Genomic DNA, 16,325 nt, shown 5'->3' with positions numbered 1-16,325 from the left:
TTGTTTTAATTAATAGCGTCAATTAGTCGTTTGCCGGAGCCCATTGTGTATGGAAGGTGCCTTCTTTACCAATCAGCTCATAAGTGTGCGCGCCAAAATAATCACGCTGGGCCTGGGTAAGGTTTGAAGGCATTCTTTCGCTGCGGAAAGCATCAAAATAGCTCAATGCTGAAGCATAACCAGGAGCAGCAACACCGGCAGCAATAGTAGCCGATAATACTTTCCTGATGCCTGGTAAGGTACCGGCAACCAATGCCTGTATATCACTGTCAAGCAACAGGTGAGGCAGTGCCTGATCTTTATTGTAAGCGTTGTAAATGTCATTCAAAAACTCTGAACGGATGATACAGCCGCCTCTCCAGATCTTGGCAATTTCGCCTAAATGTAGGTCATATTTATATTCTTCAGATGCTTTGGTAAGCAGGTGCATACCCTGTGCATAAGTAAGGATGCTGGTAAAATAGAAAGCCTGCTCTAAAGCAACCAATAACTCCTCCTTATCGCCTTTAAGCTCGATAGGGTCGTTATAAAGGGCAGAAGCTTTTTCGCGCAGTGATTTGTATTTTGAAAGATCGCGCATAGATACCGATGTATCGATGGTTGGGATTGGAGTTACCAAATCCATAGCCACCTGCGACGTCCATTTACCTGTGCCTTTAGCTTTCGCTTCGTCCTTAATATCATCTAACAATAAATGATCGGTTCCAGGTGCTTTGTATTTGAAAATATCTTTGGTGATATCTAAAAGGAATGACTGTAAACGGCCTTCGTTCCATTTAGTGAACAGATCGCCAATTTCGTCGTTACCTAACTTTAAGCCTTTTTTAAGGATCTCATAAGTTTCGGCAATTACCTGCATGATACCGTACTCGATACCATTGTGAACCATTTTAACAAAGTGACCTGATGCGCCAGGGCCAATGTAAGTAACACAAGGTTCGCCATTAACTTTAGCAGCGATGGCTTCAAAAATAGGTTTCATCACAGCATAAGCATCCTTATCACCGCCCGGCATCATGCTTGGGCCGCGACGGGCACCCTCTTCACCGCCTGATACACCCATACCGAAGAAATGCAGGCCTTTAGCCTCCAGTTCCTCAACACGACGGTTTGTATCAGTAAAGTGCGAGTTACCGCCATCAATCAGGATATCGCCTTTTTCCAATAACGGGGTTAATTCCTCAATTACAGCGTCAACAATTTTACCGGCAGGCACTAACATCATGATAGCCCTTGGTGTGGTAAGGCTGTGTATAAATTCTTTAACATCGGCAAAGCCCTTGGCGGCCCTGTCACCAGCTTCCTGGTTCAATGAATCTACTTTACCGGTATCTTTATCGTGCCCGGCCACCGCGAAGCCATGATCGGCCATGTTCAGCAGCAGGCTGCGACCCATAACACCCAGGCCTATCATACCAAAGGCGTATTTATTTTCTGTTGCGCTCATGTTGTTTTGAGGTTTTCTTTTTTAAGAGTTTCTAAAATTTTCTTAGTGTTTTCGAGGCTGGTATGCTGGAACGACCGGATGCCTAATTTTTGCGCGGTATCGACAAACATTTTCCTGTCGTCGAAATAAACGCATTGCTGAGGCGATACCTGGGCTATACCCATAGCTAACTGCCAGATACCCGGATCAGGTTTACGCATTTTTACTTCGCATGATGATACAAAGGCATCAAAACATTCATGCAGCTTAAACTTACGTACCCTATAATCGTTTAGCTCCTTACCCTCGTTGTTCACTGATATAATGCGGAAGCCGCAATCTTTTTTCCAATCTTTCAGGAATTGCAGCATAGGCAATTCAACAGAGGTAGAATAGATAAAATCCTTAAAATCTTCGCGTACAAAATCCCGCGGGTGGTTAAATATCACCGTATCAAGGTATTCGTCGAGCGTGATGCTACCAATTTCATATACGTTAAAAATGAAATTATGCAGCGCGTTAACTTCGTCGTAATCAAGGTTAAAACGTTTGGCCGCTTCTTCGCGCGCCTCATGCCCCCATCCGTTCGACAGCAAAATGCCGCCCACGTCAAAAAAAAGGATCTTCAGATCAGCAACTTCCATAGATGTATTTGTATTGAAGTCGTTAGCCTAAGTCCTAAGTTCAAAGTCAAAGAGATAATCCCGACTTCGAACTTAAGACTTCCGACTTAAGACTTAGAACTTGATTACTTATTCTTCTGTGTTTCGATGGCGTTCAACAACTTTTCAAATGGCTTGTTGAATTTTTCGATGCCTTCATCTTCTAACTGCTGGGTTACAGCAGCAAGGTCGATACCTAAAGATGGTAGTTTGGCTAAGATCCCGGTAGCTTTATCTAAACCGGTTTCTAACGTGTTTGCAGCAACACCATGATCACGGAAAGCGTCAACAGTTTCCAAAGGAACGGTATCAACTGTGTCCGGGCCAATTAATGCCTCAACATATTTGGTATCTTTAAAAGCAGGGTTTTTACTACCTGTACTTGCCCATAATAAACGCTGTGGTTGTGCACCTTGCTCGGCAAGTTTTTTCCACCTTTCGCTGCTGAATACCCTTTTATAAATTTCGTATGCTTTTTTAGCTGATGCGATTGCGACCTCACCATACAGCTCTTTTTCGCCTTTTGCTTCAATGATCGGGTCCACAACAACATCAATACGGCTCAGGAAGAAACTGGCTACTGACGCAATGTGGGCAATTTTATGACCTGCAGCTAAGTGCTCTTCCAAACCGGCAATGTAAGCTTCGGTTACTTCTTCGTAACGCTCTAAACCAAACAGCAGGGTAACGTTAATGTTGATGCCTTTTGCAATAGATTGCTGAATAGCGGCCAAACCTGGTTTAGTGCCAGGGATTTTGATCATTACGTTTTCGCGGTTAACTTTTTTCCAAAGTTCTTCGGCTTGTTTAGCAGTACCTTCAGTATCTAAAGCCAGGAACGGAGAAACCTCAAGGCTTACGTAACCATCAACTTTGTTTGATTCTTCGTAAACGCCTTTAAACAGGTCGGCAGCAGCCTGGATATCTTTAACAGCTATTTCAAAAAACAGCTTTTCGTTGTCGCTTTCAGATTTGAGCGCGGCAATATCAGCATCATAATCAGAACTGCTGCTGATAGCCTTTTCAAAAATTGCAGGGTTTGAAGTAACGCCGCGTACGCCGTCAACGTCAATTAATTGTTTAAGTTTTCCTGATGAAATGATCTCACGGTCAATAAAATCAAGCCAGATACTCTGACCAAAACCATGTATCTGCGCTACGTTATTAGTTGCCATAATAGGGTTTGTTTTTGTGTTTGTTAATTATTTTGTTAAAAGCGCGATGAAGGTAGTAAAAATTGCTACCAAATCGGTCTATTATGTAAAGTTCTTAATAAGAATGTCAGTAATTGTAAGATTTATATCATACTTTGTTAACATTTCCGGGGTAAGTCTGCAGTTTTTAGCAGTAAATGCCGGTTTTTAGTCTTAAATTAGAATTAGCAAATCAAAAGTCTCATTTTCTTTAAGATTTCGGACTAAAGATGTCGACTTAAGGCTAAATCTAACTGTTCGAGGCCATGATAATATTTACATCAAAGCCGATAAAAAGCCCGCTTTCAATTACACCTGTTATCGATTTAATATCCCTTTCAAAACTTTTACCAATTTCATCGAATTTGCAATCCAATACAAGGTTGCCATTTTCTGAAATTATCGGGCCGTCTTTACCTTTTGCCGGACGGATAGCTATTTCGATGGCCCCTAAACTTTTCAGCTCCTTTTCCACATAAGGCAATGCCTGCGGGAAAACCTCGATAGGTACCGGAAATTTCGAGCCTAATTTATCAACCATTTTCGACTCATCAACTATAATATAACTTACTTCACTTGAGCTGATGAGCAACTTCTCTTTAAACATAGCCCCGCCGCGCCCTTTGATCAGGCTTTTGTCGGGGTCAACCTCATCTGCTCCGTCAAAAAGCCAATCGGGTTTATATTCATACAGTGTTGTAACAGGCAAACCTAATTTGGCGCAAAACATAGAAAGCTCTACCGAAGTAGGGATAGCCTTTACATTCAGCTTTTCATCTTTTACCCTTTGGGCAATGGCCACCAAAGCCAGGTATGATGTTGAACCCGAGCCAACACCTATAATATCGCCATCCTTAACTTTTGCCGCTATTTCGGCAGCTACCTTTTGTTTGCCTTCGATATTGATAATCTTATCGGCCCACTCCAGGTTATTTATCAGGTTGCTGTTCCAGTTCATGTTAGTTTAGAATCAAGAAGTCAAGAGTCAAGAGCCAGGAAAATCTTGATTCCTGACTCTTGATTTCTTGCCTCTATAAAAGAGCTTTTGCTTTTTTAACAACGTTATCAACAGTAAAGCCGAAGTGTTTGTACAGGTCTTCGGCAGGGGCCGATTCACCAAAGGTGGTCATGCCCAGCATATCGCCTTCGTCGGTGATGTATTTGTGCCAGCCCATTGGTGATGCCATTTCAACCGCCAAACGTTTTTTACTTGCTTTAGGGAATACTGATTCTTTATAAGCCGCATCCTGTTTTTCAAACAATTCCCATGATGGCATACTTACCACGCGGGTTGAAATGCCTTCAGCTTCCAGTTTTTCCTGTGCCTGCATAATTAAAGCGACTTCAGATCCGGTAGCGATCAGGATCAAATCAGGGCCTTTGCTGCCTTCTGAAAGGATGTAAGCACCTTTTTCCAGGTTTTCGGCTTTGCCATATTTGTCCTGATCAAGGATAGGTAAGCCCTGACGGGTGAAGATCAGCACAGTTGGGCCGCCTTTTTTCTCGATGGCAACACGCCATGCATGCGCGCTTTCGTTGGCATCAGCCGGACGGATCACGGTTAAGTTTGGTATCGAACGTAAAGAAGCCAATTGCTCAATAGGCTGGTGAGTAGTACCATCCTCGCCCAAGCCGATACTGTCATGGGTATAAACAAAAATCGGGTTTATTTTCATGATGGCTGCCAAACGGATTGGCGGGCGCATATACTCAGAGAACATCAGGAACGTAGCACCAAATGGCAATAAGCCTTTGGTTAAAGCCATACCATTTAAAGCCGAACCCATGGCATGCTCACGGATTCCGAAGTGGAAGTTGCGGCCTGCACGGTTTTCTGATGTAAACGAATCGTACTCTTTCAGGTTGGTTTCTGTTGATGGGGCAAGGTCGGCCGCACCGCCAATAAGGTTTGGCAATGCCGGCGCAATAGCGTTTAATACTTTGCCTGAAGCCTGGCGGGTTGCCATTTTAGGGTCCGAACCTTTAAATACCGGCAATTTATCTTTCCAGCCCGCAGGTAGTTCGCCTTTCGCGGCAGCTTCGTATTCGGCTGCTAATTCAGGGAATTTTGCTTTATAATCTGCAAATAATTTGTTCCATTTTTCTTCAACTGCAGCGCCGCGTGCACCTTTTTTGTGATAGTAATCCAGCACCTCGTCGGGTACGTTGAATGATTTTTCAGGATCGAAACCGAAGAATTGTTTTACCAGTTTAATTTCATCGGCGCCAAGCGGCGAACCATGTGAACCTGCAGTGCCCGACTTATTAGGGCTACCATAGGCAATCAGCGAGCGAACGCGGATAAATGACGGTTTCTGAGTTTCGGCTTTGGCATTGATCAAAGCCAGCTCAAGCGCGTGGGTATCGTTTACGTCAGTAAGGTCCTGCACGTGCCAGCCGTATGCGCGGAAACGGGCGCTTACATCTTCATTAAAAGCAATATCAGTGCTGCCTTCAATAGAGATGTGGTTGTCATCATATAAATAGATCAGGTTACCCAATTGCAGGTGACCAGCCAATGATGCCGCTTCGGAAGTTACACCTTCCATCAAGTCGCCATCGCTACAGATGGTGTAAATATTGTAATTGAATAGCTCGAAACCTGGCTTATTGTAACGTGCGGCCAAATGTTTTTGCGCGATGGCAAAGCCCACAGCATTGGCAAAACCCTGCCCCAGCGGACCGGTAGTTACTTCAATGCCCGGAGCCAAACCATATTCAGGGTGACCGGCCGTTTTGCTGTTTAGCTGGCGAAATTGTTTGATGTCATCTAACGAAAGATCATAGCCCATTAAATACAAAAAGTTGTACTGTAAAATACAAGCGTGGCCCGCCGAAAGGATAAACCTGTCGCGGTTTGCCCAATCAGGGTTTTTAGGGTTGTAATTTAAAAACTTTGTCCATAAAACGTGGCCCATTGGTGCCAGCGCCATAGCTGTACCAGGGTGGCCTGAGTTTGCTTTTTGCACAGCATCGGCTGCCAATACCCTTACGGTATCAATAGCCAATTTTTCTATGTCTTGTTGGTTTTCCATTTTGTTATCAGGTATTGTAGTTAGTGTTAGTTTTTAATTTACTCGGTAGGTGTTGCAATTTTGCGCTTGGTTTTACTTTCGTCCTCGCTGAGCCAAAGCCTCGCGCCACCTTTGATACCATCGGCATTGGTAACTATTTTCATGTTTTTATCAAGCTTAAAAGTAAGCTCATCTGAATTGCCGCCGCCAATGTATAAAGTATCGTAATTGAATACAGTTTTCAATATTTTGAAAACCTTCTTCATTCGTTTGTTCCATTTCTCTTTGCCTTCTTTCTCCAAAGCCTTCTCGCCTATATAGTTATCATAGGTAATGCCTTCTTTTATCGGGAGGTGTGCCAGTTCAAAGTGGGGCAATAAATGACCATCCATTAACAAAGCAGTACCAAAACCTGTGCCCAGAGTTATCACCATTTCAAGGCCTTTCCCGGCAACAACGCCAAGGCCCTGCATATCGGCATCGTTTACAACCTGTGTTGGTTTGCCTAATGCTTTTTCCAGTTTTTTGCTTAAATCAACATCAGCCCAATAATCGGTGCCCAGGTTAGGCGCGGTTTTAACAACCCCATTTTTTACATAGCCCGGAAAACCAACCGATATTTTATCATATGCCGGAAAATCCTTCACAAGGGTGTTGATAGCTTTTATAACGTTTTCGGGATTTGCAGGAGCGGGAGTAGGTATCTTGTCGTACTCCATTTTTAAATCCCCTTTTTTATTCAGGATAGTGGCTTTAATGTGTGATCCACCGATATCGATTGAGAGAACCCTTAATTGGGATGGTGTTTTTTTCATTTAGCGTAATTTATTTAGCTGGTTGGCAATTTGGTGAAAACCTTAGTTCCCAGCGCATAAATATCACATTTTAATAATATCAAATTGTTAAATAATGTGATAAAATCAATTTATCCCATTGAAGCAACAAAGGTAAAGTTAGCGTTGCTTTTATTTAACGAGTCAATATTTAAAAGTATTTTACTTATGCGTGGCAAAATCAGTGCAATTAAGGTAAAATGTAAATACCCCGGTTATTTTTTTCAAATGCTTAAACTGTTATTACCTGTTTTAAGTGTAAAAGTTTTTCCTTTCCACACAAAAATGCCCGATGTGTTTTTGGGGAGCGCTATGTTGATACTCCATTTTCCTTTATCGAACACATATTTGGCATAAACTTTTCCGTTAGGGTGAGGCACTTCACCGCTGATATTTCTGATCTGGCCCAAATGCGGCTCAATTTTTATTTTGCTGAAACCCGGCGCGTACGTATCCACGCCTAAAACAGTACGGTAAAATTCAATATTCGGACTTGCACCCCAGGCGTGACAATCGGAGCGGTTATGGTCAAGGTCGGAGATTTCGGCCCAGGTGGTTAAGCCCATTTTGATATTATCCCGCCAGATGTTAAGCCAGTTTAAATAATCATCGCCGAAACCGCCTTTAACCATGGCCTGGTGCAGGTAATATTTAAAGTAGATAGTGCATTTGGTGAGTGTGCTGTCATTCAATAATTTTAAGCTGATGTTATGCGCTGTGGCATTGGATACCATACCTGCTAATATTGCTATAGAATTGGTATGCTGTGAAAATAATTGCTTGTCCTCGGTATCGGCATAAAGTTTTTTGCCAGCATCCCAGTATTTACTTTGGATAGCGGTTTTTAATTGCGCTGCTTTGGCCTTGTACATTTCAGCAAACGCGGGCATTCCCATTTTTGCTTCTATTTCGGCGGCCTGCCGATAGGCCCACATCAACTGCAGATCTAATATAGCCGAAGTGCCTTTGGCGCTTTTAGGGGCCTGTCCAAAATCCCAGCCTTTGTCATTAACCCAGTCAACAAATGTCCAGTACGGGGTATCTTTTAAGGAGCCATCGGCTTGCTGATACTTGCTGAAAAAATTGAGCACATCGCGCATGCCGGGCTGCTTGTCTTTAATAAATAAACTATCGGGCCGGTACATCCAGTAATCATGCAGCATGCCGATATACCAGAGCGAAAAGGTGGAAATAATTTGGGGCGAGAACGAGGGGTGACGGCTTAGCGTGATCCCTTCGGCCAGGCGGGAATGATCCATCTGGTTGATGGCGTTGCGCACCAGGCGGTCATCGCCGCTATTATAAAAAGATACCAGCGCCTGGATGCGGGTATCGCCAACGTATTGCAGCTGTTCATAGTATGGACAGTCGGTATAAGTTTCGCCGGCGCAAAGGCGGGCGGTGCGCCAGCCAATATCCAGCATCTGCTGCATTTCGGGGTTGGAAGTTTCCAGTTTAGCATTCATTTTAAATGGATACCCGGTGAATGTTCCATAGATATCGTCAATAACCAATGGCTCATCTTTGGTGGTTATTTTTACTTCGATATACCTGAAAGTGCGCCATGTTAAGGTAGTAAATGAATTGCCGGAGGCGCCGTCAGCAACTATGCTGTCGCGCCTGCCAACAAAGATCTTTCCATCCACATCATTCCGGTTACCTTTAACCGGGCCTTCCGGGCCACTTAAGCTTTTAAAAAGCGATTCGGTATAAGTAATGCCAATACCGGCGTTTTTGCCCTTGCTGAAATTGAGGGTTAAAAACGCGTTAGTTAAATAGGTTTGATCGAGCAATAAAGTAGCCGACGTATTAGCCGGGATAATACCCGCTGTTTTTGTTGCCGGGAATGTAGATGAAACAGTTACCCCATCCGCCTTCCGTAAAACCGGGATCCTTTGCAAGGTCATTTCCATGGCGGGTATTGACGATGGAACCAGCATCCAGCCAAAGGCATTGGTTACGCCTTTGGGATTTCCGTTGTCAATACGGATAGCATTTTTCCAGCTACTGTCATCAAGCCCGGTCGTGTTCCAATCTTTTATAGAGAGGTTTAAATCTATCCGCTCGCCCGGCCCGGCAACATAATAGGGATGCCAGCCTATACCGGTGATAGGCTTAAATGATTTATCACGGATACATTTCCAGGTTTTATTGGTATTGATTATTTCTTCATTTGGCGTATCGCCCTGCATAATGAAACCTGTTTGCAGCGAGATCTGCGCTTCGGGGCGATAATCGCCATCGTTCCAAACCACAGCAGCGATGATATTTTTGCCCGGTTGAAGATATGGTGCCAGATCAACCGTTTCATAATTCCAGTAATAAGTATCTCCGCGTGCAGGGCCTAATGAAACCAAGGTTTGGTTAACATAAAGCTTATACCGGTTATCGGCAGATACATGAACAATAAAGGATGAAGGTTTAGCGGCAAGGTCAATGTTTTTCCTGAAATAATAAACCCCGTATTCCTTTAAAGATTCCTGCGGAACGGTGATCCAGGAGGCTTTCCACTGATGTTTTAAAAGCGCCGGACTGATGGTTTGCGCATAAGCTGATGCTGTAATAAACAGAAAGACTGCAAAAAAGCTGCGTTTTAAGAAAAGCCTCATGAAGTAGCGTGGTTTATAGGTGATTGGCAATTGCCTGCACAGCTAAATTACAATTAAAGCGGGATTTTTGTACATCTGATCAATTTTCGGTTCTTGAAGAAACAGGTAGAAATTTTCACACAAATTTTTTCGAATTAATCGAATTACACGAATTTTTTATTGATGTCGATTTTAAATTCGTGTAATTCGATTAATTGTGGCCGATTTGAAAATCAATTCGTGTAAGAATTTTTCGCCCCAATTTATTCACAAGTCTGATCATTTTAAGGGCCATATCCCCTGCCGTTATCTATCCCGATAGTGGATTGTTTCATAATTCCGTTATCTTTATTTTTTACAAACCTAAAACTATGGATGTATTAGCCGTCTTTTTATTAGTGGTTGTCATTATCATGATGCTGAACCACAAGGGCAGTTTAAACAATAAGATCAAAGAACTTGAATTTAGAATATTCGAACTAAAAGGTATTATTGAACAGCTTAAGATAACCCGGCCGGGTGCTGAAGATGTCAAAAAAGCAGAAGAACGGGCACCTGCAATCATAGCTCCGCCACCTGCACCTTTTATACCAGAACATCCTGTTGAAAAACCGAAAGCTCCTGTTGAGGCAGAGATAAAACCAGAACCTATTACACCTCCAAAAATTGAACGGCAGCCCGAAGTTATTGAAGACAGCCAGTCGATTATCAATCGCCCTATAAAAACACGCGATTTTAGGCCCGCGAAACCTTTGCAGCCCAGGCCGTCTTTCTTTGAGCGCCATCCCGACCTGGAAAAATTCATTGGCGAAAATCTCATCAATAAAATAGGCATAGCCATCCTGGTGCTGGCCATTGGCTTCTTTGTAAAATATGCTATCGATAACGATTGGATAGGCTTAGTAGGCCGCGTGGGCATAGGTATTGTTTGCGGCGGTATTTTGATTGGTGTTGCACACGCACTCCGCAACAGTTATAAAGCGTTCAGCTCAGTATTGGTGGGCGGTGGTCTGGCTGTGTTTTATTTTACCATAACGCTGGCCTATCAACAGTTTAACTTGTTTAATAGCCAAACAACAGCATTCATTATTTTAATTGTGATCACCATTTTTGCAGTGGTACTCTCCTTATTATATGATAAGCAGGAACTGGCCGTAATTGCTTTGGTTGGCGGTTTTGCCAGTCCTTTTATGGTGAGCAACGGAAGCGCCAACTATAACGGCCTGTTTATTTATCTGCTGATATTAAATACCGGGCTGCTCATCATTGCGTACTATAAAGCATGGAGGGTGCTTAACATTGTTTCGTTTGGTTTTACGGTAATTGTTTTTTCAACGGTGCTGTATACTCTTACACCTCCTACCTACCATTTCGGCTTTATTTACGCCAGCATTTTTTACGCGCTTTACTTTACTATCAACATAGCTAACAACGTACGCGAGAACAAAAAATTTATCGCGTCCGATTTCAGCATTTTGCTGCTCAATACAGGGTTATATTTTGCTACCGGCCTGTACCTATTAACCATGATGCATGATGAGCAATACCGCGGCTTGTTTTGTATTTGCCTGGCTGTGGTAAACCTGGTGCTGTCATACGTCCTGTTCCGCAATCGTAAGGTGGATACTAATATCCTGTACCTGCTTATCGGCATTACACTCACCTTTATTTCGCTGGCTGCTCCTATCCAATTGCACGGCAATAACATTACCATTTTCTGGGCTTCAGAAACGGTGTTGCTTTATTGGCTGTACCTGCGCTCTGGCATTCAGCTCATGAAATATACAGCTGTGTTTTTATGGATAGCCATGTTGCTAAGCTTGCTAATGGACATGTATCAGACTTATAGTAACTACAGTTTGAGTTTAACCATAATTGCCAATAAGGGTTTCATCACTACGCTATTTGCTGCTGTGAGTTCATTTTTACTTTCGGTATTAGTTAAAAAGGACTCAACCAAGGTGGAGCACACCAATGTTTTTACTGAGCAGCTTTTTGGGGTAGCCGCACTTGTGCTTCTTTATTTAAGCGGCCTGCTGGAGATCAACCACCAGTTCCTGAACCATTACCCGGATACCAACCTTAATATTTTATATGCGATGGTGTATACGCCTGTGTTTGTATTTATCTACTATACGTCATCGCCCAAAATACAAGTTATCAATTTTAGCAGCAACACAAAATTTGTGATACTGTTCATCTGCCTGGTTGTTTACCTGTTACTTACACCACAATATTATTCCCTGCAACATTTGATGCTCGAAACTAAGAAGCCGTCGACCAGTCATTTTATGGCACATTGGATTGGTGCTGTATTTATCGGTCTGTTGTTTTACAGGGTGATCCGCTTATGTCAGCAAAATATGAACGAAGGCCTGAAAAAAGCGTTTACCTGGGTATTAAGCGCGGGCGTTGTATTGTTTTTAAGTTTTGAGGTGAGCCTGATGAGCAACCTGCTATTTTTTAGTAAAGCTAATTCTATCGATCAAATAGAAACCGTATACGTAAAAACCGGCTTACCCGTATTATGGGGACTGCTTTCCTTCGCATTGATGTGGCTGGGCATGAGGTACAAACTGCGGGTGATGCGTGTAGCTTCGCTAACGCTGTTCTCGCTCACACTATTAAAATTATTTTTGTTCGATATTAAAAACATCCCGGTTTGGGGTAAAATAGCTGCTTTCTTTTGTTTGGGAGTACTATTGCTTATTGTGGCCTTTATGTACCAGCGAACAGCAAAAAAATCCATTGCCGATGATGAAGCTAAAAAAAATGAATAAGCTAATACTTTTAACACTGCTGCTTTGCGGGGCTATATTACCGGCATCGGCACAAAAAAATTTTAAATATAAAGCCGCGCTGCACAAGATTGACAGCACCGGTTTTTACCGCATTGGCTTACAGCCGGAATTGGTAGCAAAGGCCAAACCCGACCTGTCGGACATTCGCATTGCAGACGCGAAAGGCGACTTTGTGCCTTACATCCAGGCTGGCAGCCTGCCGCAAAGAAGCCAGCAAAGCTTTGTTGTTTTCCCGGAGATCAGCGACACGCCCAAGACTGATACCAGTACTGTTTTTATCATAGAAAATAAAACCGGACTGGTACTCGACCGCCTTTGGATCAGACTGCAAAACACCGCTGCAAAACGTAAAGTAAACCTGCTGGGCAGTGATGATTTGAATCAATGGTTTGCCATCCAGGAAGATATCCCCTTGCAGGAAGCTGTACAAAACAGTGAAGGTACCTACCTGCAATCGTTATCGTTTCCGGCGAGTAATTATCGCTATTTAAAAATCCAGGTAAACGATAAAAATAAGAACCCGGTTAAATTTTTACAGGCCGGGATCTATACAGAGTACGCATCGACAGCGCAAAGTTACACGCCTGTTTCGCCTTTAAACATCATCCGTGCCGATAGTAATAAAACCACCTTTATCGACATTAAGCTGAACGATAATTACCAGGTAAATAAGTTGCACCTCAATATCAGCGCGCCGAGGTATTATAAACGGAGTGTTACCGTTTACCAGTTTGTAAACAATGGCAGGGAGCTCTTGAGCGAAGCCGAGCTGTCATCAGATAAAACGCCTGATCTGTTAATTGCTGCAAAAACCAATCACCTGTTAATAGAAATAAGCAATGGCGATAACCAACCGCTGAGCATCGGCGAGATCAAAGCGTTTCAATCCGACGAATATTTGATCAGCTACCTTGAAGCTAAGCAAAGCTACCGGTTCCTGGTCGGTGACCCCTCGGCTCAGGTCCCGGAATATGATCTTAAGTTTTTTGCTGATAGTATTGGAGGGAACACCCCGGTTATTAAACATGAGGCTGTTGTTAAAAATACCGGCTATGCAGTGGCAGCAAAACCTGCCGGGAAAGATTACACTGTACTGATTTGGGTTGCTATTATTGTTTCGTTAGGGTTGTTGTTGTTGTTGACTTTGAAGATGACCAGGGAGGTGAAGAAAAAGGAAGGGGAAAGATAAAATTTACACCCTTTAAATTTAGGATGAGATTGGATGTAGAGGTTTGCCCATCCCGGCAGACTTATACTTTAGAGCAAATAACCGTCAGCAGAAGCTTAGAGAGTAAATCAAAGTTTTACAAACCATCGACTATGGTTTATGGACTATCAACCACAAATTCTTACATTTGTATTGAGGTAAAAATTGGATAAAGTAAAAGTTTTAGAGAAATATCTACCGGCAGAAGCGGCCCCGCTCATTGCCCGGTGGATTGACTACTTCAAATGTGAATTTAAAATTTCGCGCAACCGTAACAGTAAATTTGGCGATTACCGCTCACCTTATGGCGGCAAAGGTCACCGTATCTCGGTTAATTACGACCTTAACCCCTATGCTTTCCTGGTAACTACAGTGCATGAGTTTGCACACCTGCATACCTGGAACGAGCATAAGCAAAAAGCCAAACCTCACGGAACAGAATGGAAAAACAATTTCAAAAAAATGATGCAGCCATTTTTTGAAAAAGAGATTTTCCCGGCAGATGTTAAAAAGGCTATTGTAAACTACCTGGATAACCCGGCGGCGTCAAGCTGCTCAGATTTGAACCTGTACCGCTCGCTGCGCAAATATGATCCCCCCAAAACATCCGAAGCAATTTTAACGGTAGAAAAGATCCCGCTTAAGGCATTGTTTAAGCTAAAGGACGGTAGAGTGTTCCGCAAAGACGAAAAGCTGCGTAAGCGCTTTAAATGTACCGAAGTAGCTACTAAGCGTATCTATCTGTTTAGCCCGGTAGCGGAGGTGGAGTTGATTGAAGGGGCAACGGCGGCGTAGCATACTTTTTTATTTAAGCCGTTTTAACTAAATTAGCATAAAAGTATTTACAACATGAGTACTACCATCCCTGCAACTGCTGTCGATATATACCGGATGCTGCCCGAGGGTACCAGATGCGAAGTGTTGTACAACCAACTCATCATGACCCCGGCACCCAACACCGACCATCAATTCATTTCCGTAAAACTTTCGGCCCTGCTTTATAATTTTTTGGAAGAAACAGGTAAGGGCGTAATACTGCATGCTCCTGCTGATGTTTATTTCGAACAGGAACAATCCGTTTTGCAACCTGATGTACTGGTGATCCTGAATGAAAATAAATCAATTATTCAAAAGGATGGTATTCATGGCGCACCTGATGTTGTTTTTGAAATATTATCCGGCAACCGCATTCATGATACTTTAAAAAAGAAAAGTTTGTATGAAAAGGCGGGCGTAAAAGAATACTTTATTATCGATCCGGAAGATAAAAAGGTGGTTATGTTTGCCTATAACGAATCCCGCCAATACGAACTGATATACGAGCTCACCGGCAAAATCACCTCCGCGATTTTGGGATGCAGTTTCAATTTATAATATAAAATGAGCTACAGATGTGCAAACTGCGGCATGGTGCATGAAGATTGGCCCTCTATTACATATGGCGCTCCCGCCACCTATAGCCAACTTACGGAGGAAGAAAAAGATACAATTGCTGAAATGGGCTCTGATCATTGTATCATTCATAAGCCTCAACAAACAGATCGCTTTATCAGGTGCACTTTGATGCAAAAAGTTAATGACCATTGTGATAACCTATATTATAGTATTTGGGTGTCGTTGAGTGAAAAAAGCTTTAATGATTACATGCATAACTTCAATAACGAAAATTACTTAGCAGGATATTTCGGATACCTTTCCAATAATTTACTGGGTTATGAAAACACCATGAATATTTATACCAACGTATTTACCCAGGCAGGTAATAACCGACCGGAAGTTGTACCTCATGATGATTTTGACCATCCTTTTGTGAAGGATTATTTTGAAGGAATAAGTTTATCCGAAGCTCAAAGAAGAATAGACATGCTATTAACTAAATAGCTTTCCATACTCAATTCTTAACCTTCAACACCCAATCAATTTATTCCGTACTTTTACCGCATGGCAAAAGTTATATCATTTGTAAATAACCCTTACCAGGAAAATACTTATGTTTTGTATGATGAAACCGGCGAATGTGTGATCATTGACCCGGGCATGTATACCGCACCAGAGCAAAACACCGTGGTTAGCTTTATCAAAAACAATAACCTCAAGCCTGTTATGCTGCTCAACACCCATTGCCATATCGATCATGTGCTGGGCAATAAATTTGTATTCGAACAGTATGGCCTTAAGCCCCGTTTCCACGTTGGCGAGTCGGAAGTATTGGCTGCTGTGGTAGCTTATGCGCCATCTATGGGCTTCCGTTACGATGTATCACCTATGCCTGATGAATTTTTGCCCGAAACCGGGACCATCCATTTTGGCAACACTACGCTACACTTGATATTCGCACCCGGCCATTCGCTTGCTCACTTGTGTTTTTATGATAAAGAGGCTAAGATCCTGATAGGGGGCGATGTCCTGTTCAGGCAAAGCATCGGTCGTACGGATTTGCCGGGAGGTAACTTCACCCAACTGATTGATAACATCGAAACCAAGCTGTTTACCCTGCCCGATGATGTTACGGTTTATCCCGGCCACGGCCCCGAAACAACTATCGGCTACGAAAAACAAAACAATCCGTTTTTAACTTAGTTAACCCCGTAGTAACGTTTT

General features: G+C 42.8%; 13 protein-coding genes. 6 read left to right on the top strand and 7 right to left on the bottom strand.

The window, feature by feature from the left end; genetic code table 11:
• Positions 1-22: 22 nt before the first annotated feature.
• The 7 genes from gndA to FHW88_RS13010 all read right to left on the bottom strand — a co-directional run bounded on the left by gndA (position 23) and on the right by FHW88_RS13010 (position 9,737).
• Positions 23-1,447: an NADP-dependent phosphogluconate dehydrogenase gene (gene gndA, locus FHW88_RS13040; RefSeq protein ID WP_176625907.1), complete on the bottom strand. Its 1,425-nt coding sequence runs from the start codon at positions 1,445-1,447 to the stop codon at positions 23-25.
• The gene (locus FHW88_RS13035; RefSeq protein WP_129568969.1) at positions 1,444-2,070 is read right to left on the bottom strand and encodes an HAD family hydrolase; all 627 of its coding nucleotides are present in this window, start codon (positions 2,068-2,070) and stop codon (positions 1,444-1,446) included. Before FHW88_RS13035 ends, gndA begins: the two co-directional genes overlap by 4 nt.
• A 104-nt stretch (positions 2,071-2,174) precedes the next feature.
• The gene (gene tal, locus FHW88_RS13030) at positions 2,175-3,263 is read right to left on the bottom strand and encodes a transaldolase (RefSeq protein ID WP_176625905.1); all 1,089 of its coding nucleotides are present in this window, start codon (positions 3,261-3,263) and stop codon (positions 2,175-2,177) included.
• Positions 3,264-3,531: 268 nt separating this feature from the next.
• Positions 3,532-4,239 carry a ribose 5-phosphate isomerase A gene (gene rpiA, locus FHW88_RS13025; RefSeq protein ID WP_176625903.1) on the bottom strand — a complete coding sequence of 236 codons (708 nt, stop codon included), beginning with the start codon at positions 4,237-4,239 and terminating at the stop codon, positions 3,532-3,534.
• Between the two features lie 73 nt (positions 4,240-4,312).
• Positions 4,313-6,316 carry a transketolase gene (tkt, locus tag FHW88_RS13020; protein ID WP_176625901.1) on the bottom strand — a complete coding sequence of 668 codons (2,004 nt, stop codon included), beginning with the start codon at positions 6,314-6,316 and terminating at the stop codon, positions 4,313-4,315.
• Positions 6,317-6,354: 38 nt separating this feature from the next.
• A complete protein-coding gene (locus FHW88_RS13015; protein ID WP_090532325.1) occupies positions 6,355-7,110 on the bottom strand; it encodes an ROK family protein in 756 nt (251 codons plus the stop codon).
• A 242-nt stretch (positions 7,111-7,352) separates the two neighbouring features.
• On the bottom strand, positions 7,353-9,737 hold the full coding sequence (locus FHW88_RS13010) for an alpha-L-rhamnosidase N-terminal domain-containing protein (protein ID WP_176625899.1): 2,385 nt from the start codon (positions 9,735-9,737) through the stop codon (positions 7,353-7,355).
• Positions 9,738-10,087: 350 nt separating this feature from the next.
• Here FHW88_RS13010 and FHW88_RS13005 point away from each other — a divergent pair, with 350 nt between their 5' ends.
• From FHW88_RS13005 to FHW88_RS12980, 6 genes are all read left to right on the top strand, one after another.
• The gene (locus tag FHW88_RS13005; protein ID WP_176625897.1) at positions 10,088-12,496 is read left to right on the top strand and encodes a DUF2339 domain-containing protein; all 2,409 of its coding nucleotides are present in this window, start codon (positions 10,088-10,090) and stop codon (positions 12,494-12,496) included.
• The gene (locus tag FHW88_RS13000) at positions 12,489-13,706 is read left to right on the top strand and encodes a hypothetical protein (protein WP_176625895.1); all 1,218 of its coding nucleotides are present in this window, start codon (positions 12,489-12,491) and stop codon (positions 13,704-13,706) included. The genes FHW88_RS13005 and FHW88_RS13000 overlap by 8 nt, the downstream gene beginning before the upstream one ends.
• Before the next feature lie 183 nt (positions 13,707-13,889).
• Entirely contained in the window at positions 13,890-14,519 is a 630-nt protein-coding gene (locus tag FHW88_RS12995) for a SprT-like domain-containing protein (protein WP_090532317.1), read from the top strand.
• Between the two features lie 54 nt (positions 14,520-14,573).
• Positions 14,574-15,098 (top strand): Uma2 family endonuclease, encoded by a 525-nt coding sequence (locus FHW88_RS12990; RefSeq protein WP_176625894.1) that lies wholly within the window; start codon positions 14,574-14,576, stop codon positions 15,096-15,098.
• A 6-nt stretch (positions 15,099-15,104) separates the two neighbouring features.
• Entirely contained in the window at positions 15,105-15,605 is a 501-nt protein-coding gene (locus FHW88_RS12985; RefSeq protein ID WP_176625891.1) for a DUF2199 domain-containing protein, read from the top strand.
• Positions 15,606-15,665: 60 nt separating this feature from the next.
• Positions 15,666-16,304, top strand: a complete 639-nt coding sequence (locus FHW88_RS12980) for an MBL fold metallo-hydrolase (RefSeq protein WP_176625890.1) — start codon at positions 15,666-15,668, stop codon at positions 16,302-16,304.
• Positions 16,305-16,325: the final 21 nt, after the last annotated feature.

The sequence above is a fragment of the Mucilaginibacter sp. SG538B genome, from assembly GCF_013376065.1.
Taxonomy (GTDB): domain Bacteria; phylum Bacteroidota; class Bacteroidia; order Sphingobacteriales; family Sphingobacteriaceae; genus Mucilaginibacter; species Mucilaginibacter rubeus.
The sequence above is the reverse complement of the archived record's forward strand: the minus strand, read 5'-3'. Positions and strand labels throughout refer to the sequence as shown.

Bases quoted from the DNA above. Each gene is read 5' to 3' on its own strand.
- gndA (WP_176625907.1), bottom strand. From the start codon at position 1,447: ATGAGCGCAACAGAAAATAAATACGCCTTTGGTATGATAGGCCTGGGT.
- FHW88_RS13035 (WP_129568969.1), bottom strand. From the start codon at position 2,070: ATGGAAGTTGCTGATCTGAAGATCCTTTTTTTTGACGTGGGCGGCATT.
- tal (WP_176625905.1), bottom strand. From the start codon at position 3,263: ATGGCAACTAATAACGTAGCGCAGATACATGGTTTTGGTCAGAGTATC.
- rpiA (WP_176625903.1), bottom strand. From the start codon at position 4,239: ATGAACTGGAACAGCAACCTGATAAATAACCTGGAGTGGGCCGATAAG.
- tkt (WP_176625901.1), bottom strand. From the start codon at position 6,316: ATGGAAAACCAACAAGACATAGAAAAATTGGCTATTGATACCGTAAGG.
- FHW88_RS13015 (WP_090532325.1), bottom strand. From the start codon at position 7,110: ATGAAAAAAACACCATCCCAATTAAGGGTTCTCTCAATCGATATCGGT.
- FHW88_RS13010 (WP_176625899.1), bottom strand. From the start codon at position 9,737: ATGAGGCTTTTCTTAAAACGCAGCTTTTTTGCAGTCTTTCTGTTTATT.
- FHW88_RS13005 (WP_176625897.1), top strand. From the start codon at position 10,088: ATGGATGTATTAGCCGTCTTTTTATTAGTGGTTGTCATTATCATGATG.
- FHW88_RS13000 (WP_176625895.1), top strand. From the start codon at position 12,489: ATGAATAAGCTAATACTTTTAACACTGCTGCTTTGCGGGGCTATATTA.
- FHW88_RS12990 (WP_176625894.1), top strand. From the start codon at position 14,574: ATGAGTACTACCATCCCTGCAACTGCTGTCGATATATACCGGATGCTG.
- FHW88_RS12985 (WP_176625891.1), top strand. From the start codon at position 15,105: ATGAGCTACAGATGTGCAAACTGCGGCATGGTGCATGAAGATTGGCCC.
- FHW88_RS12980 (WP_176625890.1), top strand. From the start codon at position 15,666: ATGGCAAAAGTTATATCATTTGTAAATAACCCTTACCAGGAAAATACT.